The organism is Bacilliculturomica massiliensis, assembly GCF_900605495.1.
Classification (GTDB): domain Bacteria; phylum Bacillota; class Clostridia; order Peptostreptococcales; family Anaerovoracaceae; genus Bacilliculturomica; species Bacilliculturomica massiliensis.
Map to the genome: position 1 here is coordinate 122148 of NZ_LR027600.1, position 24953 is coordinate 147100.

General features: G+C 57.0%; 18 protein-coding genes. All 18 read left to right on the forward strand.

What is annotated here, in order from left to right:
* Window positions 1-789 precede the first annotated feature (789 nt).
* The 18 genes from E0E37_RS04245 to E0E37_RS04330 all read left to right on the forward strand — a co-directional run bounded on the left by E0E37_RS04245 (window position 790) and on the right by E0E37_RS04330 (window position 24802).
* Window positions 790-1812 carry a hypothetical protein gene (locus tag E0E37_RS04245; protein ID WP_130861744.1) on the forward strand — a complete coding sequence of 341 codons (1023 nt, stop codon included), beginning with the start codon at window positions 790-792 and terminating at the stop codon, window positions 1810-1812.
* A gap of 124 nt (window positions 1813-1936) precedes the next feature.
* On the forward strand, window positions 1937-2638 hold the full coding sequence (locus E0E37_RS04250) for a CIS tube protein (RefSeq protein ID WP_130861745.1): 702 nt from the start codon (window positions 1937-1939) through the stop codon (window positions 2636-2638).
* Window positions 2639-2705: 67 nt separating this feature from the next.
* Window positions 2706-3785, forward strand: coding sequence for a phage late control D family protein (locus E0E37_RS04255; RefSeq protein ID WP_130861746.1), 1080 nt, complete (start codon window positions 2706-2708; stop codon window positions 3783-3785).
* Window positions 3785-4555, forward strand: coding sequence for a phage baseplate assembly protein V (locus tag E0E37_RS04260; RefSeq protein WP_130861747.1), 771 nt, complete (start codon window positions 3785-3787; stop codon window positions 4553-4555). Before E0E37_RS04255 ends, E0E37_RS04260 begins: the two co-directional genes overlap by 1 nt.
* A gap of 16 nt (window positions 4556-4571) precedes the next feature.
* Window positions 4572-4997 carry a GPW/gp25 family protein gene (locus tag E0E37_RS04265; RefSeq protein WP_130861748.1) on the forward strand — a complete coding sequence of 142 codons (426 nt, stop codon included), beginning with the start codon at window positions 4572-4574 and terminating at the stop codon, window positions 4995-4997.
* A gap of 80 nt (window positions 4998-5077) precedes the next feature.
* Window positions 5078-8086, forward strand: a complete 3009-nt coding sequence (locus E0E37_RS04270; RefSeq protein ID WP_130861749.1) for a baseplate J/gp47 family protein — start codon at window positions 5078-5080, stop codon at window positions 8084-8086.
* A 15-nt stretch (window positions 8087-8101) separates the two neighbouring features.
* Window positions 8102-10216 (forward strand): baseplate J/gp47 family protein, encoded by a 2115-nt coding sequence (locus E0E37_RS04275; RefSeq protein ID WP_130861750.1) that lies wholly within the window; start codon window positions 8102-8104, stop codon window positions 10214-10216.
* A 21-nt stretch (window positions 10217-10237) separates the two neighbouring features.
* The gene (locus tag E0E37_RS04280) at window positions 10238-11383 is read left to right on the forward strand and encodes a phage tail protein (RefSeq protein ID WP_130861751.1); all 1146 of its coding nucleotides are present in this window, start codon (window positions 10238-10240) and stop codon (window positions 11381-11383) included.
* Between the two features lie 9 nt (window positions 11384-11392).
* Window positions 11393-13129 carry a hypothetical protein gene (locus E0E37_RS04285; protein ID WP_130861752.1) on the forward strand — a complete coding sequence of 579 codons (1737 nt, stop codon included), beginning with the start codon at window positions 11393-11395 and terminating at the stop codon, window positions 13127-13129.
* A 23-nt stretch (window positions 13130-13152) separates the two neighbouring features.
* Entirely contained in the window at window positions 13153-14001 is an 849-nt protein-coding gene (locus tag E0E37_RS04290; RefSeq protein ID WP_130861753.1) for a hypothetical protein, read from the forward strand.
* A 40-nt stretch (window positions 14002-14041) separates the two neighbouring features.
* Complete coding sequence (locus tag E0E37_RS04295) at window positions 14042-15784, forward strand: hypothetical protein (RefSeq protein WP_130861754.1); 1743 nt, start codon at window positions 14042-14044, stop codon at window positions 15782-15784.
* 9 nt (window positions 15785-15793) lie between these two features.
* Window positions 15794-16375, forward strand: a complete 582-nt coding sequence (locus E0E37_RS04300; protein WP_130861755.1) for a DUF4255 domain-containing protein — start codon at window positions 15794-15796, stop codon at window positions 16373-16375.
* 7 nt (window positions 16376-16382) lie between these two features.
* A complete protein-coding gene (locus E0E37_RS04305) occupies window positions 16383-17171 on the forward strand; it encodes a hypothetical protein (RefSeq protein WP_130861756.1) in 789 nt (262 codons plus the stop codon).
* Window position 17172: 1 nt separating this feature from the next.
* Complete coding sequence (locus tag E0E37_RS04310; RefSeq protein WP_130861757.1) at window positions 17173-17559, forward strand: DUF4280 domain-containing protein; 387 nt, start codon at window positions 17173-17175, stop codon at window positions 17557-17559.
* A 34-nt stretch (window positions 17560-17593) separates the two neighbouring features.
* A complete protein-coding gene (locus E0E37_RS04315) occupies window positions 17594-18667 on the forward strand; it encodes a hypothetical protein (protein ID WP_130861758.1) in 1074 nt (357 codons plus the stop codon).
* A gap of 17 nt (window positions 18668-18684) precedes the next feature.
* On the forward strand, window positions 18685-20064 hold the full coding sequence (locus tag E0E37_RS04320; protein ID WP_130861759.1) for a hypothetical protein: 1380 nt from the start codon (window positions 18685-18687) through the stop codon (window positions 20062-20064).
* Between the two features lie 2 nt (window positions 20065-20066).
* The gene (locus E0E37_RS04325) at window positions 20067-23114 is read left to right on the forward strand and encodes an MFS transporter (protein ID WP_130861760.1); all 3048 of its coding nucleotides are present in this window, start codon (window positions 20067-20069) and stop codon (window positions 23112-23114) included.
* Window positions 23114-24802: a PP2C family protein-serine/threonine phosphatase gene (locus E0E37_RS04330; protein ID WP_130861761.1), complete on the forward strand. Its 1689-nt coding sequence runs from the start codon at window positions 23114-23116 to the stop codon at window positions 24800-24802. The genes E0E37_RS04325 and E0E37_RS04330 overlap by 1 nt, the downstream gene beginning before the upstream one ends.
* The last annotated feature ends 151 nt before the right edge of the window (window positions 24803-24953 follow it).

The window sequence follows — 24953 nt, forward strand, 5'->3', positions numbered from 1 at the left end:
TATAGGCAATGGATGACCGAAGAAGCGGTACCGGGAGCGTTCCTGGGATATGGCCGTCCGGGGCTTTTCCAGGCGGAGAAAAAGGCAGAGGGCGCGCTGGCGGACGGCGCCGGCCCAGTGCGGGGGCGCAGAGGAGCGCCGCCGCAGGAGACCAGGGGGCCCGGTCAGGCCAGCGAAGGTGGAGACAAGGAGCGCGGGCGGAGTTTACTGACGCCGCCTTTAACGGCGGGAGCGGTCCGGACGCCGTATCTGCCGGTGGGGACAGCCAGCCTGCCGCAGCAGGCACTGCGGCGGGCAATACAGTTGACACTGCGGCAGACAATACAGCAGACAGTACCGTGGACAACACAGCAGACAGTATGGCGGACAGTACACCAGACAGGACAGCGGACGCTGGATCACAGACCGCCGCAGGCGCTGCATCGGATGAATTCCGGCAGTTCGGTATCCGAAAATAGCGGTATTCAGACTGGACGCAGGACTGAGAAAGCGGTCAAGGAGAGAAACCGAAGCGGACAGCAGTATATAAGTTGGAATTTTTTTGAAGATAAGAAGCGCGGTCATTTTGAGACTGATGCAGGGAACAGTCGTTTTGTAACAGAGCTGCGCCCCAGAGAAGAGGGGCTGGGGAACCCCCCTATCCGGTCCTTTTCCAGTCCCATGCTTCAAAACACCGGATTCTCTGCCGCGGAGGCGGAAAAGCGGACCCTCGCTGGTCTGATGTTGAGGGGAAAGCCGGCGCATCCGGTGCAGAAAGGATTGCAGCCGGCGGCTAGGCGGGACCGGATCTTGAAAGAGACCAGGGCGCCGGAGGCTGCGGGCCAACCGAGGCAGGCACGCGGGCAGGGTGGCGAGCGGGGCAGCGAGCAGAGTTTCCTTCTGCCGGATCCCGTTGGACCGGTCTCTCGGGCCGCCTGGAGCGAAAGATCCGCGGATCGGGTCAGGGAACGTTCCCTGCGGCTGACGGCCCGTGGAAGCGTCCCGGGCGGCCTGCGGTCAGGAAACACACCTTCGGACCAGCCGCGGCGTGGAGGCGGACTGGCGGGAGAGCTGCCATCGGGAAACCTGCAGACCAATGCGCTGCGGCGGGGGAATCTGCAGTCGGTCGACCTGGGGCAGGGGGACCTGCAGTCAGGCGATCTGAGACTGGGCAGCCTGCGGTCGGGAGATCTGCAGGGGAGTCGGGGAAGCGGTCTGGACGGGCCGAAGGGGCGGATGGAGATGCTAAAGACAGCGGCTGAAAGCGGCTGGATCCAGACTTTTGGGACGGTACGGCGGCAGTCTCCGTACGAAAGGCGGTCCCAGGCGTCTGCAGTTCAGGGCCCGGGCCGGAAGATCCGGTTTTCGACCGGGAGAAAGGCGGATCCGGCAGAAACGATACTTCTGGAAAACAGCCATGGGACAATGGGGCCGGCAGAAGACCGGAATCGTCAGCCGGCGGCGGAGCTTCGCCGGCGCCCAAAGGCGGAAGGGGCGTCTCTGGTGTATGCGGAAGGCGGCAAGAAGCGGCATGAGACGCGAAAAGAAACGGTCGGAAGGGCGAACCCGGAAGAGGAAGTGATCCGTCTGGAGACCAGGATCAGGCAGCAGGAGTACGCAGCGTGGCAGGACAGGGAACGGATGGACGAGCTGGTAAAAAAGATAGAAGTGCAGACAGAGGCGGTGGAACGGCTGACGAGGGAACAACTGACGAAGGAAAGGCAGACCGCCCGCCGCGGACCCGCAGGGGAAAGAGGCAGACTGTCCCACAAGGTTCTGGAACAGCTGAAAACGGAACTGCGCATGGAACGCCTGCGGTCAGGCCTTGACTAGAGCGGGACCGCGCAGCCGGGGACAGGACGGCGCCGGAGACGGATGATGCGTCACTCAATAGAATAGATCAACTGGATATAATTGATAGATCGAGTACGAACAGGACCGGAGAAGGAGGGCGTGCATGGGAATTTTATCGGCGGTAAACTCGGCGAAGACCGCGTTGAGCGGCATGATGAACAACAAGGCGAAGTTTAAGATCGAGGGCGACGCGCTGCCGCTGTATGTGCAGTTCAATCCGGAGTCCTATTCCATCAGCGAAACGGTGGAGTACAATCAGGTATCGGCCCAGGGCACGAACAGCGATGTGACGCAGTACGTGGGATCGGTAAAGTCTGTGGCAAGTCTGAGTTTTTATTTCGACACGGATTCTGTGCTGGCCACCAGCGTGTCGCAGTCGAAGATCGCCACAGACGTGTCGGCTCTGACCGTAAAGTTTTCCGCGCTGTTGAAGGTGGACGGCAACCTGCACCGGCCTCCCTGCGTGACTTTTTCCTGGGGCTCCATCAGCATAACGGGCGTGGTGGTAAAAGTGGATACCAGTTTTACCATGTTCGACAAAAAGGGGGTGCCCGTGCGGGCCAAGGTGGACTGCACCCTTTTATCGGTGGGACAACAGAGCGCGATCAAGCGCTCTCCTTTCGCGTCTCCGGACCGAACGAAAAGCAGAGTGCTGTCCGAGGACACCAGTCTTTGGGAGCTGGCCGGCAGAGAGTACGGGGATATCGAACAGTGGAGACTGATCGCCAAAGCGAACGGCATACTGGATCCCCTGGACGTACCGGCAGGAACGGCGCTGAAGATCCCGGCCCTTACGGATCTGTAGAGGAGTTCACGGGTGGCCGACGGCGGACCCGCGAGAGAAAAGGATTGATAAGAGGAGCTCTTGTTTTATGGCGGATTTAATGACAGCTGTGACAAATTATAAGCTTTTGGAGGCCCGCTACGGAAATTTCATGGTCCCGGCGCTGAAGATCAAGGTAGGAGGCGCAGACGTGGTGAAGACCATGAATTTGATCGTGGAGGAGATCGTCATTACTTTGTCTCTCACCCAGGCAGGCAGCGCGGTGATCCGGCTGGCGGGGCTGTACGACGAGAAAAGTCACTCCTTTCAGTCCGCCGCAAAGACCAAATTCAAGCTGGGCACTGTGGTGGAGGTGGAGATCGGTTACCTGTCCTCGACGCAGAAGGTCTTCAAAGGCTATGTGGCCATGCTGGGCTTCGAGTTTGGCGAGCATCCCCTGCTGGTAGTCACGCTGATGGACGCCAGGCGTCTGATGATGAGCAGCGGGAAAAAGCACAAGCTTTACAACGTAAAAAATTATTCGGATGCGGTGAAGACGGTGCTGGGCGATTATTCCCGGCTCTGCACTCCTGCGGTGGACGCTACGGCTGACTCGCTGACGGAGCCGGTGTCGCAGACTACCAGCGATTATGACTTCATATCCAAGGAGCTGATCGCCAGCGGAAGGACCGACAGAGAATTTTTTGTACTGGCAGATAAGGTCTATTTCCGCAAGCCTCAGAAGGTGACGGCGCCTGTGTTGTCCGTCAAGTATGGCAGGGAACTGCAGGACCTGAAAGTGGATTTTTCCTATCTGGATCTGAAGGTGGAAGCGGTGGGCTACAACCCGGCGGAGCAGACGGCGGTGAAGGGAGAGGCCCAGGCCAAGGGAGTCATGAGTCAGTCGAAGATCCAGGGACAGACGCCTGTTTTTACGGTGACGGCCCCGGACGCGGACAGCAGGGAAAAGGCCAAGGTGCGGGCGGAGGCCATTGCGCGGATGCGGCGGGACAAGTCCTGCACAGGAAGCGGAAGCACGCTGGGACTGCCGGAGATCGTACCGGGCCGGTTTCTCAAGGTGGAGGCTCTGGAAAAGATGGCGGACCAGTCCTATTACATCACAGAAGTGGTCCACACCATGAGCGGAGAGAGTTTCCTGACGTATTTTGAGATAGGGGGAGTAAAGTAATGGGACTTCTTAGCGAGTTCACCGGCCAGGAGAACGAGGGACGCAGCATTGCAGGCGTTACCACAGGCGTGGTAAAGGAAAACTGGAATAAGGACTATCCGGGCAAGGTCAAGGTGGAGATCCTTCTGGGCGAAGAAGGCCAGAATGTAACGGGCTGGATCCCCGTGATGACTCAGTACAGCGGCAGCGGCTTTGGTTTTTACGCGCTTCCGGAGGTGGGCGCCGAGGTGGTGGTGGCGTTCAACATGGGGGACAGAAATTGTCCCATCGTGCTTGGGACGCTCTGGAATAATAAAAATAAGCTGCAGGCGGATACGGCCAATGACAAGAACACCATCAAGTCCTTTCGGACGAAAGGCGGCTGCGAGGTGACCTTTGACGATGAAAACGGAAAGGCGCGCATCGAAGTGAAAAGCCCGGGCAAGTTCACCATATCCATTGAGGATGAGAAGAAGCAGATCCTGATCAAGGACGAAAAAGGGGAAAACGGAATACGGATCGACGCGGAAAAGGGCGAACTGGAGATCAGCGCCAAGACGAAGATCGAGCTGAAAGTGGGAGGCAAGGCCATGGTCGCCCTGGACGGCAATTCGAAGACCGCCCAGATCAAGGCGGACAATATTAAGGCGGAGGCGGGTCAGGCGCTGCAGCTCAAAGGGCAGAACGATACCATAGAGGGCAGCATGCTGAATATCAAGGCGCAGAGCTCCCTGAAAGCGGAGTCCGGAGGCATGCTGGAGGTCAAGGGAGCTATGGTTAAGATCAACTGATCGGAGGAGGCGGGTCATGTTTGGAGGAAACGATGCAAATTCCTTCCTGGGCAGGGGTTTTCGATTTCCCATCGAGGTGGATGAGGTGACGGGCCGGATGAAGACTTCAGCCTACGAGGAGGATATCAAGGAAGCCATCTATCTCATTTTAATGACGAAAAAAGGCGAACGGGTCCGCAATCCCGAGTTTGGGTGCGGCATCCACGATTATATATTCGGGACGATGGATTTTACGTCGCTGAAAGAGATGGAGCGGAGCGTGGAAGAGGCTCTGATCCTATGGGAACCCAGGATCCGGGATATCGATGTGGAGGTGGACCTGGATCAGGCGGAGAGCGGAAAGCTGGTGGTCCACATCGGCTATGTGGTCAGGACCACCAACAATCCCTTTAATCTGGTCTTCCCCTTCTATATCAACGAGGGATTCGGCGACAACATTTAAGTCGGAAACAGCGCGGCAGGACGGCGTCCCGGCTGTCTGGAGAAAGTGCCCTTTGAACGGCGGGAAAGGAGGCGATCCACATGCAGAATATCGACGATCGCACAAAGAATCAGATCATAGAACAGATCAGAGAAAAGGCTGGAAGCTATGTGCCGGAATGGCGGTTTGAAGAAGAAAATCCCGATATCGGGACGGCGGTGGCGTTGGTCTACGCGGAGATGTTTTCCAAAACCCTGAAGCATTTCAATCAGACCCTGCTGAAAAACAGGATCGCGTTTTTGAACGAGCTGGACGCCAGCCTTCTTCCGGCCACGCCCGCCCGGGGGTACGTGACTTTCTCTCTGGTCAACGAGGAAGCGGGAGGAGTGGAGCTGCCCGCCGGAACTGTGGTGAACGCCCAGTCGGAGGACGAGGAGATCGGCGTGGTCTCCTACCGGACGGTGGACGACGTATATGTGGCGCCTGCCAGACTGAGCTGCATTTACCAGACCAGCGACAGGAGCGATTCTATCTTTAAGCTCTGGGACGGAGAAGAACCGCTGGAGGAGCTGATCCTGTTTGACCGGCACGAAAACAACCTGCAGAGCCACGAGATGTATTTCTGTCACGGCGAGGCGCTGCGCATCCGGGAAGAGGGCTGGGCTGAACTGTCATTTATACAGCTGGGAGAAGACGGGGAGCGGAGCGCATCCAAAGAACTTCTGAGGCGGCTGGCGGACAGCGGCTGCGCCCGGTTTGAATACTATACGGAAGACGGGTATCTTGCGTTTGAAGAACAGGAGCTCAAAGACGGCAGGCTGATCTTTCACAAGGGAGCGGGACAGCCGGAATTTGCCTGGACCCAGGTGGGAGAGGCAGAGGGATATTTTATCCGTTGTACGGTTTTGGATATCGAGGCCCTGGAGCGCTTTACATTCAACGGCATGCTTTTGCGCACCTATGGCGCGGATATCGTACCGGACAGCATCTACGCCGACGGCGCGGAGAGCAACAAGAAGCATTATTTTCCCTTTGGGGAACGCCTGACCAATTTCAGCGAGGTCTATTTTGGTTCCGACGAGGCTCTCTGCAAGAAAGGGGCGGCTGTGGAGCTGGCCTTTAATCTGGACTTTGTCAAGATCCCTCTGGATTTCAATATTGAAAATGATCCGGTGAAGTGGGATTGGATCATGAAGCGCTCAGATTTCAAACCGGATCCGGAATACGATATCACCATCGGGAAAGTGATCTGGGAGTATTACAACGGCGTGGGCTGGGCCCGTCTGTTTTCAGACGAGCGATACGCGGATCTCTTCTATCCGGAAGGCAGAATGTACGGGGAGTACAAGAAGATCCGCTTTATCTGTCCCGAAGACATCGATTCGGTGACGGTCAACTCCTGCCGTTCCTATTACATACGGGCCAGAGTGATCAAGGTGAACAATTTCTACAAAATGAAGGGCGCCTACATCAGCCCGGTGCTGGAACACACCATTTTCGGGTACGACTATGGATCCCGTCCTGTGGCTCCCCGGCATTTGCTGGCGCAGAACAATCTGGAGATGCGGGACCTGTCTGTGTCCGCCGGTGCGGAGGCGGAGGGGAAACAGCCCTTCCTCCGGCTGGGCGAGAAGCGGCAGACGCTTTATCTGGGTTTTGATACCCCGCCCCTTGGCGGACCGCTGAAGTTTTTCTTCCTTTTAAAAGACAATATGGACCGCAGAAACGCGGCGCTGCTCTGGGAGTACTGCGACGGATCAAAGTGGAAAGAATTGAATCTGGTGGACGAGACCGTGAACCTGGGCAAGTCGGGCATCGTCACGCTGATGGGCGGCCACGATTTCGGCAGGAAGAGCATGTTCGGGCGGGAACAGTACTGGATGAGGATCACGGACACGAAGGACGTGTATCAGCAGAAGAATCGTCCGGCGGCCCTTCCCGCCGCCGAAGGGATCTTCCTGAACACCACGAAGATCATCAATGTGGATCGGGAAGCCACCGAGTATTTCCGCATGGAGATCTATCAGGAGAATATGCGTTTTTCCCTGCAGGACGATCGGATCATGACCGCTGAGGTCTATGTTGAAGAGCTGTCCGGGCTGGACGAAGAGCAGCTTGGCGTTCTGGCCGGCCAGGAGCGGCTGCTGGCGGCCCGGGACGATGCGGGGGTGATGACGGCGGCCTGGATCCGCTGGGAGGAAGCGGAGGATTTTGTGGACGCGGGTCCGGAGGACCGGGTCTATGTTCTCAATCGGATCGAGGGATATGTGGTCTTCGGAAATGGAAAGCAGGGCAGGATCCCTCCTGCCTCCGCCGTGGAAAATATCCGCATTCATTACCGCCGTGGGGGAGGCGAACACGCCAATATGCCCGCCGGCAGAGTGGATCAGATGAACCGGGAGGCGGGATTTATCAACAGCGTTAGAAATCCCGTGGCCCTGATGGGCGGGTGCGGCATCGAACCCCTGTCTCAGGCGCTGCAGAGAAACGCCGCGATGATCCGGCATCAGAACCGGGCGGTGACGGCGCGGGATTATGAAGAGCTGGCTTTGTCGGCTTCCAGAAGCATCAGGAGAGTGCGGTGCTTCCCGGGGTACGACGGGGAGGGAAAGAGACGGCCCGGCGCTGTAACGCTGGTGGTCATACAAAGGGATTACGAAAGCGGCCAGACCCAGTTCAACGCCGTCAGGGAGAACGTGGAATCGTATCTCTCCGACAAGATCAGCGGCGATCTGCTCTCCGGATCCGGGCTGTATATCATCGAACCGGAGTTCGTCCGGCTGGATGTGAGAGCGGAACTGACAGTGCGGGATTTCAACAATGTATTTCAGACGAAAAAGCAGGTGCTGGACAGGCTGAATCGTTTTCTGGATCCTTTTTCCGGAAACTATCACGGGCAGGGCTGGGAGATCGGAACGCTGCCAGGAAATATACAGATCAAAAACGCCATCTCCGACACGCCGGGGGTGACCCTTGTTAAAAACATATATATCAGCGCCTTTACGGAGAAAGGCGGAAAGAAAAGAGAAGTGGACCTGGAAGATGACAGAGGCGGCCGCTATGTTTTGCCGGCGGGGGGCGTTCACGAGGTCATCATCGAGGTGAGCTAGAAAGGAGGGAGCCGATTGCTTCCGGAATTAACGCTGGATAAAGAGAGCTTTGAGGAGATCATGGACGAAGCCAGGAATATGATCATCAGCCTTTATCCGGAATGGACGGACTTTAACTATCACGACCCGGGCATTACGCTGATCGAAATGTTTTCCTGGCTGAAGGAGAGTCAGCAGTTTTTTCTGGATCAGATCAGCGATGAGAGCCGCGAAAAATATCTGAAGCTTCTGGGGATGAAACGGCGGCACAGAGCGCCGTCCGCCGCGCTGGTCCGGGTGAAAGCGCCGGAAGATGTGGCGGTGCTGCGGGGAACGAAGCTGCTTGCGGGCACCACCTGCTTTATGGCGGAGCGGAGAACGCAGCTGATCGGCGGCGATATCCGGGTCTGTTTCAGCGCCGGGGAGGACGGTCCCGGGGCGGCGGCGGACAGAGCGCGGCTGGCAGGCGATCATTCGCTGGGGCTGGAGCTGTTCGGAAGAGAGCCTCGGGAGAGCGACTGTTTTTATATTGGATTTGACCGCATGCTCCCGGAGGCCCAGGAGCTGAGCATCTATATGGAACTGGAGGAGAACGGGACCGTTGCGCGAAATCCCCTGGAGGGAGACATGCCTTTCCCCCTGGCCGTACTGGAACTTCAGTATTTTGGGGAGGAAGGCTGGGAGACGGTTTTGGATTTTCGGGACGGGACCCGGGGGGCCGTCGCCACAGGTTTTCTGGAATTCTCGATCCACGGACCGCAGAAGGAGACCGAACTCTGGGGCCGGACAGGCTATTTTCTGCGTCTCGTCCTGAAGCGTCAGTCCTTCGACACCGCGCCGGTACTGCGGATGATCAGCGCCGACGTCCTTTCTTTGAGACAGGCCGAACAACGGATCGAAAAGCTGGACGTACCGGTGGAGCTGACGGAGACCGGGGAAAACTGCTGCCTGACAGATACCATGCTGTCGCTGAACGGAAAAAACGAACTTTACGCCCTGACAGGGGAACTGTGCGTCCGCGTAAGCAGGTTTACGAAGACCAGTAATTTTGATACGGGAGTCAGCCGCTTTCTGTTCACGCTGCCCCAGACGGCGGAGCCTGTCCGGGGGATCCGGGTGATCAGCTTTCTGGACGAAGACGCGGAGCGCGGGGCTCTGGCGGTGGGTACGGGATTTCCCTTTCAGGAATACGATCTGGCCGACGGCGATGTGGAATACCATTCCTTTGAATTGATGGTGAGGGACAGCGGCTGCGGGCCCCACGTGTGCAGCCTGTGGACCAAGGTGGATGATCTTTCCGGGTCCGGTCCGTCGGACCGGCATTATGTGCTGGACGCGGAAAGAGGGCTGGTGCGGTTCGGCGACTGTATTCACGGCCTGGCGCCGGAGGGAGAGATCCTGATCGCCGCTTATGAGAGGACGCTGGGCAGGCGGGGGAACGCCAAAGCCTGCGCCATCGACCGGTTTGACGGACTGGAGCCGGAGGACATGCGGGTCTGGAATTGGGACAACTGCCGGGGAGGCAGGGATGAAGAGTCCCTGGCCGAATGTTTTCTGCGGGCCAGAAAGATGCTGAAAATGCCGGAGACGGCGGTCAGCGACCAGGATTATGAGCGCCGTGTGATGGAAACGCCGGGACTGATGCTGGAGAGCTGCAAGGTCATATCCTCCCGGGAGATGAGGCTGCTGAAAAAGGCTGTGGACGAGACCGAGATCAACATCGTAGTCAAGCCATTCTCGCGGTCCGGGGAATCCGGGCTCAGCAGCGCCTATAAAAATAATATATTGAATTATTTGGAACAGTTTCGCATGGCGGGCAGAAGGATCAGTCTGCTTCCGCCCCGGTACATCGAATTTGAGGTCTATGCGGATATCGTGGTCAGGCCCCATTTTGTGGGCGCCAGAGAACTGGTGGAACAGACGGTCAGTCAATATTTTGCAAGGATCGGGAATCAGTTCGGTGCCACTGTCCAGTACGCGGATTTTTACGGAGCTCTGGATGTTCTCCCCTGCGTGGCCGGCATCAACTCTCTGACCATGGACGCCAGCGGAAACGGGGTGACCAGAAGCAAGGACGGAGCGGTCAGGCTGCCGCCAAACGGCGTGGTGCGTCTGGGAAACGTGCAGTATCTGTTCAGTATGGGCGAATAGAAGGCGATTCGGGAGATTCAGATGAAACGTAAACTGAAATACTTCATTTTTAATAAAGAGGAAGACTTTTCCGGCGGCTGCATTCAGGGCATGAGCCGGGACAGGGATGGGATCCGACTGGCGGATGACGGCGGAGACCGGGGCGTCTGGGTCACACGGATCCTGGACAGCAGGGAAAAAGACATGGAATGGCACCGTCTGGTCTTTGAGACAGTACGCCGGCCGGACGCGCCCTGCACCGTCACCGTATACACGGCCGACTCCCTGGAATTCCAGAGAGACGGCAGGCCGGTCAGCCTGCCCGGGCTGCTGAAAGACGAGACTCTGGACGCGGAAGAGAAACTCAGGATCATGGAGCCCTTTGTGAAGAAAAGGGTCTCGGGCCAGCGGGATATTCTCCTGCACGACGTGACAGGAAGGTACCTGTGGATCGCTTTTGAACTGTACAGGCGGGGGAGCGAGACCGTTGGGCTTTCGGATCTCTGCGTTTACTTTCCCCGGCAGTCCTGGATCTCTTATCTGCCCGAGGTGTATCAGGCCAACGACAAAAATCAGTTTCTGGAGCGGTATCTGGCGGTCTTTCAGACCCTGTACGAAGATCTGAACCTGGCGATCCGCCGGACGCCGCTGCTGCTGGATGTAGATACCACAGGATCAGAATTTCTGCCCTGGCTGGCGGGATGGCTGGATATCGCGGAGAGCTATATGTGGTCGGAAGAACAGCTCCGGGGCCTGCTGCGGCGCGCAGTAGAGCTCTATCGAAAACGGGGAACGCGGGAGGGCATGCTGGACTTCATCCGGCTCTATACGGGAGGCGACGCTTACATGGTGGAATATCACCAGCTGGACGCGTTTATGAAGCAGAGCGGCCAAAAAGTGATCCTCACCCGACTGTACGGGGGGAACCCCTATGTTTTGTCATTCATTCTGAAAAAGCAGGACGTACCGACTCAGAAAGAGTACAGAGCGCTGATTCGGGTCATTCAGGAGATCATGCCCGCTCAGATGGAGCTGAACCTGGTCATACTGGAGCCCTATCTGTTTTTGGGAGACCACACCTATCTGGGTGTCAATACATCTCTCAGCGAGTATCGGGGGCTGGCTCTCGACGGGCAGTCCATGATGCCTTTTTCCGTGATCCAAAATGAGACGAACCCATCGAGATAGGAGGATAACATGAAAAACACGACCTTTTTCCCCTTTGAAAGAAATAAGTATTTTTACGGCAAGCTGTTGTCCGTGGACGATTTTGAACTGGAACAGAAGTATTTCAACGACAAGCGCCGCATGATCAACCGCTTTCTCTGCGGCGCCGGCATCGTAGCCGGCATGAACGTGGTGGGGGTGGACGAGCAGACCATTTCGGTAGAGACCGGCTGTGCCCTGGACTCCTTCGGACGGGAGATCGTCATCGACACGCCGGTGATCAAAAAATTATCGCTGCTCCCCGGCTTCGACTCCTGCACGGACATGCATGACAATTATGTCTATCTGTGCGTGGAATACGACGAGAAGGATACAAATCCCGTACACAACATCGCCGGAGGCGCGGGCGCGGCGGGAACGGACCAGGCCGAATACAGCCGGACTCGGGAAGGTTACCGCCTGTATCTGGTCAATCAGGAACCGGAAGACCGCAACCTTTCCTACCGGTCTCTCTGCGAGGAAACGGTGGTCCTGTACACCGATCAGGACATTTCCGTCAGGCAGGTCTTTCCCCGGTTCGTGCAGAGCGGCTGCGATGCGCAGCTGCGGATAGAGATCGAAAATCTCAGCCAGCAGTATATTTCCTTTTCCTATAATCTGGGCCTCACCTGCCTGACGGCGGAGGGGGAACAGCAGCTGACCGTGTCCTTTGACGAAATGCTCCACGAAAAGACGGGGAGCTACTGTCTGACCTACCGGCTGAAAACGGCGGAAGTGTCCGGAGTAGAGTGCGCCGCTGAGGTGGAGGAAAACAGTTTTCGCCTGTTTGTTTCAAAGCAGCCGGTGGAAGCCCGGGCGGAAGGAAGATCCATCGCCCGCGTGTCGGAAGGGGATGTAAAGAGCGAACTGCTCCGTTCTTATCATCAGTCGGCCATGGAGCGCATCCTGAACCGCAACGACAGAGAAAAGCTCTACCTGGCCAAGATCTACATGATCAAGGCGGGAGATACTTATATGATCGCCCGCATCGAGCCGGCGCCATTCGGTCAGTACGTCATGGGAAATGAGCTCAGCGCCGCTTTGAACACCATGCTGATCAGCGAGAGCGGATCCCGGAGCGCTTCGGTGGGAACAGGCAGGGAAGGAGCCGGACAGAGCGGAACGGGCGGCGGGGCCGCGGCCGTTCAGGTGAGAAACGGCGTCTGTGAGTTCCCCCTGAGCATCGGGGCTCAGAAAGGACAGAAGCTGTTTTCCAAAGAGATCTTTCACGGCCTTGGCCTGGGCGCTGTGAGCATCCAGCTGGGCGTGGAGACGGAGGAGGGCGAGATCCTCTCAGATCCATCCGGCATCTTTACAGACAAAAAAGTCTGCGCGGAAGCGGCGGCGTGCTCCAACGAGGCGAAAGGCAGTTTTACCATCGGGATCCGTCTCCTGGAAAGCGTTCCGGAAAACAGGGTGCGCGTCCGCTGGACGGCGCTGCGCAGCGCGGAGGAGGAAAAGAAGGAAAAGGTGGAGAAAAAGATCTTTATCAAGCCCAGTATTCTTGAGCTGGGCATGAGGGAGAGCTACTTCCTGGAAGCCGTCTGCAGCAATATGCCCGACAAGCGGATCGAGTGGAGCGTAAAAGACGACGGCGGCTACATCGACAGCAACGGCCACTACACGGCGCCCAACGCCCCCGGCGTCTACGAGGTGTCGGCCCGCAGCGTGGCGTATCCCGAGGTTAAGGCTTCTATTTTCGCAGTGGTGAGAGATAAAAACGAGTAAAACGACACGGATGGTGATTGCGTATGATGATCGAGACCGCAAATAAAACATATCTGGTGATCGGTTACCTGGGACACGATGAGGAAAAAGACGTGTATCTGTGTGAAAACAGGGCGCGGGAGCGGTTTCTGATCATCAGACTCAGAGATCAGCGGCTGGTGGCTGAAAATATGGTCTTCCTGTATGAGCAGGTGGAGAGCGAGAGGTTTACCGATCTGCCCGAGTGCTTTGTCTTTGAAGAAAATCTCCATCTGGTGTTTCGGTGTTATCAGGGCGAGGCGCTTGAGGAGAAGCTTCAGGGCGAGTATACGGGGCTTCGCGAACGGCTGGAACTGGGGCTTGGACTTCTGGAGAAAATGGTGCTTCAGTCGATGCCCTGTTACTTTCAGAGCCGCTGTCTGCGGCCTGAGAATATTTATGTGACCAGGAGCCTGGAGGTCTTTTTCCGTTATTCTGTGGACGATCTGGAACATCACGGAGATTACACCATGGAGGACGTCTCTCTGGGACTGAGCCGGATCATGGAGGAGCTGTTCCGCGAGGAGCTGAAAAAGCAGGTCCTGGAACCCATGGAGGAATTTCTCGATCTCCTCCGGGACGAGCCATGCGAGGATTATATGGAGCTCTACCGCCGGTACCGTACCGTATACCGCCAGATCCTGGAACTGTCCGAGGATGAGATCGGTATGCCGAAGACCTGGATCTTTCGGATGTGGGAGCGGATCAAAAAGCTGTTTCCGGCCGTGAAGAGGGCGGCGGTGGTGGCGATCCTGCTCTTTGGGCTGGGCTGTCTGATTTGGACGATCGGGGACGCGGCAAAGCCGGCCAAGCCCGCTTCCATCATCACACAGATCGGAACAGAGGAAATTTGACGTTTCACGGGACGTTTAGATATAGGGAGAACAGAAAAGCATGAATGGTTCTGGCAACTTTGATCTGGCAAAGGCGCTTGCGCTGCTGCTGCGGAAGCTGAAACGAATATTGATCGCGCCGGTCTTGATGGTCTACCGCAAGATCGTGCGCCTGCTCAGCCCAACCAGCATCGTGGGCAAGGTGTCCGGAGACATCAAGGGAGAGATTAAAGGGATCACGAAAAAACCCGCCTCTCTGAAAGAATACTTTTTGATCGGCGATCACTATGTGGCCAAAAAACTGATGGTCGTTCTGTGTCTGCTGATCCTTTTATTTCTGATTTTTATGATCCGCGTGGGAGGCCCGTATCTGCAGGCGAAGTTTTTCGTGAAGACCATGGTGATCAACACGGAAGAGATGCGGGGCTACACAGGACGCGTCCGGCTGATCAGCGATCCGCAGGACGGGCGGCTGCTGTTTGAGGGCAGGCTGGAAGACGGACGGATCAACGGATACGGGCTTCTGTACGGCGCCGGCGGCGATCTGACGTACAGGGGAAATTTTGAGATGGAAATGTACTCCGGACAGGGAGAACTGTTTTATCCCGGAGGAGCGACAAAATATAAGGGGACCTTCCTCATGAACCAGTACGACGGCAGCGGCGTTCTCTATTATGAAGACGGCGGGAAGCAGTACGAGGGAGAGTTTGCACAGGGACTTTTTGAGGGCGGCGGAAAGCTGTATTACGCCAACGGCATACTCCAGTACAAGGGAAACTTTGAGAAGGGCGAGTACGAGGGAAAAGGCGAGCTGTACGATCCGGAGGGGAGGCTCCACTATGAGGGCATGTTTTCCCGGGGCGTAAAAGAAGGGCAGGGCAAACTTTACGACGAGACGGAGCGCCTTCTCTTTGAGGGGAATTTTAAGGGCGGTCTCATGGAATCGGGCGATCTTTGCCTGTACGACGAGGAGACGGGGAAGCTGCTGTATCAGGGCGGCATGGCGGACGGAAAATACGGCGGAAAAGGCAAGCTGTACAACACGGCTGCCGGAGCCGCCGGGCTGCTGCTGTATGACGGCGAGTTTGCGGACGGGCTGTACGAGGGGGCCGGAAGGCTGTACGGAGAGGACGGCAAGGTGATCTACGACGGGCAGTTTGCCGCCGGCAAGTACGAGGGCAAGGGCAAAGTCTACAACGATGAGATCCTCTCCTATGACGGCGAGTTTTCCGAAGGGGTCCGCAGCGGATCCGGCAAAGAATACAACGAAAAAGGCGAGCAGGTCTACGAGGGCGGGTTTGAGGACGGTCTTTACAGCGGGTCGGGAAAGCTCTTTGTCCCCGCCACAGGCAAGACCCTCTACGAGGGAGAATTTTATCGGGGACTTTATCAGGGCGACGGTTCCCTGTATTTTCCCGATACGGGCAACCTGAAATACCAGGGCGGTTTTTATGAAGACCAGTATCAGGGAGAGGGAAAACTGTACGACAGCAGCGGCGTGATGATCTATCAGGGCAGTTTCCAGCGCGGTCAGTACGAAGGGGAAGGCGTTCTCTTTGACGCCGCCACCGGAAAGATCGTGAGCCAGGGGACCTTCCATCTGGGCAAACTGCTGATCTCCGCCGAGGACAGGGACCCGAAGAAGGAGAAGGAGACCAAAAGCGACAGCGAAGAGGAAACGGACGAAAGCGCGGCGGAAAGTGAGACGGGAGGCCCGGATACACCGGGCGGCCAGAACCCTTCGGAAGATCCGGCCGGCGGCGCGGATGAACAGGGGGCGGGCGATCTCAGCCGGCCGCAGTGAGGAGGCAGTATGTCAGGTTATTCAATCATATCGGACGTGGGAAACGGCATCGTGAAGCTGCTGAGAAGTCAGCTGGTCCCGGAGATCATTCTGAATTCAGACGCCGTGGGACTGTGCAGCCCGGACGACAGGGGCGATATGGTTCTGGGAGTCCATCTTTACGACGTGAAGGAAAGCGAGGAAGTAGCGGGACGAACGCCCCGCATGAGGCCGGAGGGTGAAAACAGCCAGAGATACCCCTCCCTGTTTTTGACGCTGTTTTACATGATCACCGCCTATTCGCCCAGCGACGTCAAATTTCGGGCGTCTGAGGAACAGCGCATTCTGGGAAAGACCATGCAGACGCTCTTCGATTTTCCCGTTCTGGGCAGCGAATGGATCGGCGAGGAGGGAGGAGCGGCGGAGTTCCCCGTCCGCGTGGAGATGCTGCGCATCGACAACGAGGAAAAGATGAAGCTGTGGAACATGCCCAATCTGCCCTACAAACTGTCGCTGTACTACAAGGTCTATCCTGTGGAGATCGAATCTCAGAGAGTGAGAGAGGTACGGAGAGTGGTAGATGCGGATCTGACGGTGAGCGAACGGAGGTGAGAGGGCCATGGATGCAGAAAGAGGAAGCTCAGGAGCGCGGGTCCGGCACAGAGTATCGCTGGTGCTGACGCTCATCGACGATTTCAGCAACAAAGTGATCCTGGGGAGCGGAGCCAGAGTGTGGATCCCGGGGGAGAAACCGCCGGTGCGCAAGCCGGAGGGCTACTATGTTTTTACGAATCTGCAGGGCCGGGAGGCCCAGGTATTTATCCAGGCGGGGCTCTATGAGGACAGGACTCTCACAGCGGAGCTGGGAGGCGTGCCGTACACGTCGCTGAAGGTCAGACTGACGCCTGACCGGAACTATCCCGTGCCCCGGGACACTACCTGCGTGGAGGGCCGTGCGGAGCCGGGAAGTCTGATCCGTATCCTGTGTCCGGAGACCGGCCGGCCGCTGAAGCTGATCTACGATTATGAGCGGTCTGGAGAAAAGGGCGGAATGCAGATCAGCCTGTACCATCCCGATACTGTGGATATCGAGGGCAAGGCCCTTTACATAACAAACGACAAGACGGGCGCGGAATTTTTCCGGGTCCTGCAGAGGATGGACAGGAACGGCGACTATCTGCTGGAGAGACCTCTCTGCGCAGACTACCGGAAGATCGGGACCACAGTCCTTCCGGTGACCGCCGGCAGGGCCGACGACAAAGGGATCTTTTTTCTGCCGATCCCCAATATGACCGGCGACACGAATCGGTTCCTCTGCGAGGCCGCAGGAAAAAAGACGGTACGGCTGGAGCGCCGGTTTAAGACGGGCGCGGTCAATCATCTGGATTTTACCGCAGGAGGGGAATGATATGGGAATGTGTGTATGCGGCGGAGCGAACCTGCAGTGCAGCTTCGGGGCGGCGCCGTCGGTCTTGAACGTGCTGCCGGCAAACAAAGTGATGACCAGTATGGCCATCGCCACGATCATGGACAAAAATCCCATGGTAAACATTGCGCCTTTCGGCATGTGTTCCAGCCTGGCCAATCCTCAGGTGGCGGCGGCTACGGCCGCGGCGCTGGGAGCGCTGACTCCCATGCCGTGCATACCGGTGATCGCGGCGCCCTGGGCGCCGGGCAGTCCCACGGTGCTGATCGGAGGATATCCTGCCCTGAACAACACGTCCAAACTGATGTGCAATTGGGGCGGGGTGATCCAGATCGCAAATCCGGGGACGAATAATATCCAGGTGCCGTAAGCTGCGGCAGCCGATGAGATCGGAGGAAACAGACATGTTTATATATGGAAAAGAATTCTTGATCACGCTCCTCTGCGGGGCCTCTCTGCTGCTGAATGCGGTCCTGATCGTCAGTCTGCGGAGAAAAGCCCGGGAACGGCAGCCTGCCCGGGGGGAAGAATGGCGCCGGGCCGGAAGCGGAGATCGGATCCTGGAACCGGCGCGGGAAGGCGGGCCGGAAACGACGGCGGCCGCATCCGCGCGTGGGGGCGAGACAGAGACAGAGGACAGCTGCCAGCGATTCCTCCCTGCCGAGATACTGAAGCTGCTGGGCAGGAAAAGCTACTCCCAGCTGTCTGTGGGAGACCAGCAGTATTCATCGGCCGCCATCATGGAAGTAAACACGGCAGGTTTTCAGGCGTTTGTCCACGACAAGCAGCCGGACGCTGTCTTTACTTATATCAATAACATGCTGAACCGGATCATTCCCATCGTGTATGAGAATGACGGCGTGGTGGAAGGCTTCGCAGAGGGGGGGCTCACCGCATTCTACCGGGAAAACAGGGAAAGAGCCGTGGTGGCCGCCGTGTCTGTCTGCGAGACGATGGAGCGGATGAGCCGGGAAAACCCGGAATACCAGGCTGTGACAGTGGGTCTCTGCTACGGGCAGCTGATGGTGGGGGCGGTGGGACACGACCGGAGGATGACGATCCTGATCCTGTCTGAGGCGCGGGAGTTCGCCCGCTTCCTCCAGTCTATGGGACCGAAATATTACGCCCGCATCATCGTCACCGCCGGCTTTCTGGAAGCCATACCCGATTGGGGAAAGAAATTTAATTACAGGCTGCTGGGATACGTCTATCTGCATACCTCCAGGACCGTCGAAAAGATCTACGACGTATTTGACGGCGACAGCGTGGAAGTGAGAAACAGGAAACGAAAGACGAAGATGGTGTTTGAAAAAGGCGTGGCGCTGTTCATGGAGAGACGGACTGCGGAGGCAAGACAGCATTTTATTGAAGTGATGAAAATGGACCACAGCGATAAAGCGGCGAAGGAATATCTGCTGCGCTGTGATCAGGCTTTGAACGGAGAGGCCGGAGGGGATATTTTTATAGAATCCTATTAGCAAGACAAGGAGAAGTTATGCGCACGACAGTGAGAAAATTGATCGAGAGAAACGGAATGAAAAAGGAGGATACCGTTTATGGGGAAGAGTCGGACGAGATCCTGGATTTTCAGCTGACAGCGGGGGATTTCTTTGAACCGCTGTCAGGGCTGGAAAAAGGAAAAAATCTTCCGGATCATTACCGTTTTTACCGATGTGTGGAGGAATACAAGGAAGATAACGGCTGGAACGGGCTGCATCAGCAGATCGAGGAGCTTCATCGGAAGACCGTCCAGATCAAAAAGACAGAGCGGGGCGAGAATAAAAAGGCCGGGCTGGAAAAGCTGGGAGAACAGAAAAAGCTGGTGAGGACCGAAATGCGGGAGATCGAGGAGGAGGGCCGGCGGAGGGCTCTGGCCCGCTTTGGGCCCGTGGAGGAACTGAAATTTTTCGAGTACAAAAACAGAGCGCTGGTCACTTCGTTCTCTAAACTGTGCGAGATGGCGCCGAAGCTGGCCGACGTGCGGCTGGCGGAACTGTACCGCATTCCGTTCCTGGTATCGGGGCTCAAAAACATAAGAGAAGCGGCGGAAAGCGGGGAGCCCCTGGGGTTTGTAGGAGGGCCCTGTCTCTTCGGGATCGACGAGGTGTTGGCGGAGGTGCGGCTCCGGGACGGCGGGAGCCGGGAATTCGACTGCAGCTGCGGAAGGAGCTGCACCAGGGACAACAGCCTTCCGGCCGTGGGACTGGCGGAGTATCTGACCCAGTACAGAGATCAGGTGGAAGAGATCCGGATCCTGAACCGCAAGACCGGCATCACCCGTCAGGAATACATCAGCCTGCTGTATCTCTTCGAGGCGGCCCAGGCGCTGGGCGGGAAGGTAGTCGTGCCCCTTCCGGACCTGTCCTACATAAAATACATGGAAAGCGATCTGGGACCTCTGGACAGAGAGATGAGGGAGAGGGTCATGGAGGACTTTAAGACGGAGGCCTTCAAAATAACGGATATCTATCTTGAGGTGATCGACGTGCTGAAACGGAGATACCCCTCGCTGGAGACGGTAGTCCTCCACGAGAGGGACCGGGAGCAGTGCCGGTTGTTTTACGAAAAGCGGGAGCCGTACCTGAGGGATGGAGCCGCTGTAAAAAAACTGACGAAGAGCGACGGGAAGCGGGACGCCATCGTCGATTACGTGACTATGCTGGCGCTGCCCTATTACATATTCGGGACGAGGCATGTGATCCAGCTGGACAGTCTGGATGAGACGGATTCCGGCCGCAAATGCCAAAAGCTGCACGGGACCGATCTGCTGCTGGATTCTATCCTGTATCCTGAGTTTCTCAGCCGGGATGGGGAAAACACCATATACAATACGGACATTGCGCATAAAGACTACCTCAGCCGGGAGGATTACTAGGTATGAAACACCTTTCAGTAAAGAAATGGTTTCACAGATTTGCCGAAAAGAAAATAAAGATCGGGGACATTGCCTGGATCCTTGCGGTGGTGATCTGTTTTTCTCTGGTAAGCCAGACGGCTTATTATTATGATTTTCGACTGAGCACTGCAGTGGAGGTGGAGGTCCCCTGGCTGATCAAGGGGGATGCAGCCGGCAGCTACTATGTGGTGGATAAGGAGAAGACAAGAGTCCTGAAGATCACCGACGGCAGGCTGGAGACCGTGATCCAGGGATGCGCCCCCACAGGCGACACATTTTACTATGCGGACAATATCTGCGTTGCGGATAACGGGGACGTCTACGTGCTGGACACAGGATGGAGCCTGACCGGTTTTTCTGTGGACAGCGAATCCATTCTGCGGTACGACAGAACAGGAAAGGCGCTGGGGGCATGCTACACGGCGGACTACAGCGATCAGTACTGCGATAAACATCGGATCTTCGGCATGGACGTCCGGGGGGATCAGCTGTATTTCGTCACAGCGGACGACGACGGATTTTCACTGATGCGCATGGATACTGTCACAGAGGAATGCGAGACGGCGCAGACCTGGGTCATGGATGACGCCATTACGCTGATCCAGGATTTTGTCATCGACACGGAAAGCCTGAGCGTTTACGCCATCGACAAGCGCGGCAAACTGCTTTTGGCGGAGAGCGGCGCTCAGACTGCAGCGCTGTTGTACGAGCTGCCTTCGGAACAGTCTGCGGAACAGTCTGCGCCGGATGGGCCGGCGCCGGATCGGATCGCCTTTTATCGCGGGGGCATGGGTCAAAGCGGCGAAGTGTACGTGACCGACATCGCCTCGGGACGGCTTCTTCGGTTTTCGGAAGACAACGGCTGGCAGATGGAGACTGTGCTGACCGGTACCAACATGTGGAACGTTTCCAGCGTCAGGCAGACCGACGGCGGGGAGTATCTGACCTATATCAGCGACGGGGCGGCCTGCGTGGCCGACCGGAATGGGGATGAGCTGCTGAAGTTTACGGAAGTGAAAAAGTCCGCGGGCTATCTGGGAAGGGAGCTGCTGTTTGATCTGCTGGTTGTCCTGGGGCTGTTGGGGGCTGTCTACCTGCTGATCCGGGGGACGGCGCTGCTGACTTCGTTTTCCTACACCAGTACGCAGAAGATCGGGATGCTGGTGATCTGTACGGTGGTAGCCGTCTCGATCATACTGGTCTACGGTCTGATGGGGCAGTTCAGAGACACCTACAGGGGAGAACTGCTGACGAAGCTGACCATGATCTCGCAGATCGTCAGCAACAGCATGGACGAGGAAGAGATCGAGGACATCACCTCGCCGCAGAATTTCATGAACGGCAGCTATCGGAATCTGTGGGACAAAATGGCCACTATGGTGGACAAAGAATACAGCTACAGCGAAGACCTGTACTGCAATATACTGCGGTACGACGGCGAGAAGGGGTACGCTGTGGCATATCTGGACAATTCCATCGGAACGTATTATCCGCTCACCGACGAGGAGACGGAGGAGGTCCGCCAGGTCTACAAGTCCGGGGAGATCTTCCAGAGCAACGTGCAGAGCGAGACCGGTTCCTATATTTACGTGCATACGCCCATCTTCGACAGCAGCCACCGGGTGATCGGCGTGGTGTCCGTGGGCACCCTCAGCGACGTCATCGACGGGAAGATCAGCGCCATGACCCAGAATATCATCATCGCCATGATCATGATCGTGCTGGCTATCATGTTTCTGTTCAGTGAAGTCCTGTCCTTCTTCGACCTGCGGGAGCGGTACCGGACCACGCTGAACGGGGGAGGCAGGGCGGTTCCCATGCATATCGTGCGGGTGCTGGTGTTCATCACGTTCATGGCCTTCAATATGGCAACCTCCTTCCTGCCCGTCTACATCATGGGTTTTGTGGGCAAAGATATAGGAATGCCAACGGCCCTGGCCAATTCGCTGCCCATGACGCTGAATCTCATCGCCATCGGCGTCACTTCCGTTTTCTGCCCGGGACTGATCAAAAAGCTGGGATTCGCCCGAATGGCGGTCCTCAGCGGACTCATGGCCCTGCTGGGCGACCTGTCCATGGCTATGAGCGTCAATTACGCCATGATCGTCGCCGGTCTGGTCCTGAACGGGATCGGAGTAGGATTTATCACCAATTCGATCCACATTTTTATCGCTTCCATGTCTGCGGAGGGCGCGGAGGAGAACGGCTTTTCTCTGTTCAACGCCGCCAGCATATCCGGCATCAACTGCGGCATGCTCTTCGGTTCCGCTCTGGCGGAAAGGATCGGCCAGGGCAGCGTCTTCTTCGTCTCCGCCGGAGCCTGGGGGCTGGTGGCTCTGGCGTTCATTCTGATGGGCGGCAGACTGACCATACGCCGGGGAACGGATGCGCCGGCTGCGGCGGGTTCGTCCGGGACGGAGGGGAAGCGCGGCATCCTGCGCTTTATCGCTTCTCCGGGCATCCTGAAGTTCATGCTCTGCATTCAGGTGCCATACATCGTCATGAACAGCTTCACCTATTACTATGTGCCGATCTACGGCAGTGAGAACGGGCTGACTGAGAATATCGCCAGTCTTCTGATCATCATCTGTTCCCTGTGCAGTGTGTACCTCAGCGTGGCTGCTACCAATTACCTGTCCAGGAGATTTGGCGGCAGGGCCATGTACCTGTCCAGTCTGGTCACCTTTGCGGGGCTGCTGCTCTTTGCCTGGAGAATGACCCTTCCCAGTCTCATCTTCGCCCTGGTGATGATCGGAGTGGCCAACAGCTTCGGATCATCCACACGGATCGACTACTTTATACGCATGAAGGAGGCTGTCCGCTACGGGGAAGACAACGCCATGGGCAGCTATGATCTGGTGGATAATATCGGAGAATCCACCGGTACGATCATCTTCGCCAGTATAATCTCCATCGGATTCCGAACGGGTATCCTGGGATTGATCGGCTGCGTGGCCGGGCTGAACGCGGTCTATGCCCTGACGGAAAAGAAGCAGGAGGAAAAAGCGCGGCCTGATAGAGAGGGGTGATGGATTTGAAACCGAAGAAACACAAGAAGCTGAGGACTACCGTGATCTGCCTGTGCGTCTCCTTCGCAGTCATCCTGGGTCTGCTGATCGGCGGTCTGGGCTATCTGCGGTATGCGGAGAACATACAGGAAAGCTACAGGAACTACGCCGAGACGCTGGTCTCCATTATCCACAGCGGCATCGGCGCCGAGGAGCTGCAGCAGTGCATTCAGACGGGCACGAAAAATGAATCCTTCGAGAAGCTCCAGGAGGAGATGAACAAGATCAAGGAAAATTCCGACGCTCAGTATATCTACATGATCTACTATCCCGACGGGCCGCAGGAGGGCACCATCCGCTATGTGATGAACGCCTACACGGAAGAGGAACTGCGAAACGAGTCGGAGACCATCAGCTATCTGGGAGATCTGGCCTCTGAAGAGGACTTCACCCAGGACATGCGGGAGGAGTTCCAGATGATCGTGGCGCAGAACGACCAGCAGGTCCGTTTTTATGACAACTCCACCCAGGTGGGCGGCGAGGACGCCCAGGCCACCGGATGGGAGTATGTAAAAACGGCGATCGCGCCTATCCGCACCGCCCAGGGAGATCTGGTGGCCATCCTCTGTCTGGATATTTCCATGACCAGGATCTATACCAGTCTCTGGTCTTATCTGGCGGTAGTGATCGTGGGGACGATCCTGCTGATGATCGTCTACCTTGGAGCGTTTATCACCATCATCAACCGGCGGATCATCCGGCCCATCGGAAAGATCGCCGACAGCGCCGACGACTTTGTACGGCAGAGCTACGTGGTCAAAGACCCTTCAGAATTTAATTTTCAGGAAGTGGAGATCCACACGAGGGACGAGATCGAACTTCTGGCGGACCGCCTGAACCACATGGTGCGCGAGCTCACCCGCTATATGGTGGATATGAAGGGCATGGCTTCGGAGCAGGAGCGCATGGCTGCGGAACTTTCCGTGGCAAAGCAGATACAGCTCAGCCTGTATCCCTGCACATTTCCTGCATTCCCGGAACGAAAGGAATTCGATATTTACGCCAGGCTGGAATTCGCCCAGGAGGCAGGAGGGGACTTTTACAATTTCTTCTTCACCGAACAGGACCGTCTGTGCATTATGGCGGGCAGCGTGTCGGATTCGGGAATACCTACCACCATGCTGGCGGTGGTGACTTCCACGCTGATGAAAAACTACGCGCAGCTGGGCTATTCGCCGGGAAGGATACTGGCGGAGACCAACAACGAGATCAGCAGGCGCAACGACGCGGAGCTGGACGTCATGGCTTTCCTTGCCGTGGTCGATCTGAACACCGGCCGGATGGATTATGTGAACGCCGGCAATATGATACCGCTGCTCAAGGAGAGCGGGCGGCAGTTTGAAGAACTGCCCAACAAACAGAGCATCCGCATGGGCTCCATGGAAAACGTGCCTTATTTTCAGCGGTCTGTGAACCTGGTGCAGGGAGACATCCTCTTCCTGTACACGCCGGGTCTTGCGGAGACCATGGACGCCAAAGGAAATATCTATTCTGATACCTATGTACGGGAACGGATGGATGAGATCACCCGGCGGGAAGTCCGGCTGGATAAAATGACGGCGGCCATGAGCGAGGACGTGGGCCGTTTCCGCGGCGAAGCCAGAAAAGAGAAGGACAGCACCATGGTGATCTTCCGATATTACGGCTAGGAGCGGCGCCAGGCAGAGTTCCAGCCGCCCCGTATCAGGCAAGACGGGGGAAACGGGGGCAGGATGGAGGAATGCCGCAGACACGCTGAGAAACGACCGCAGATGCGATGACAGAAGACTGCGGGAGACAGTGGGAGACAGCGAAAAGAAA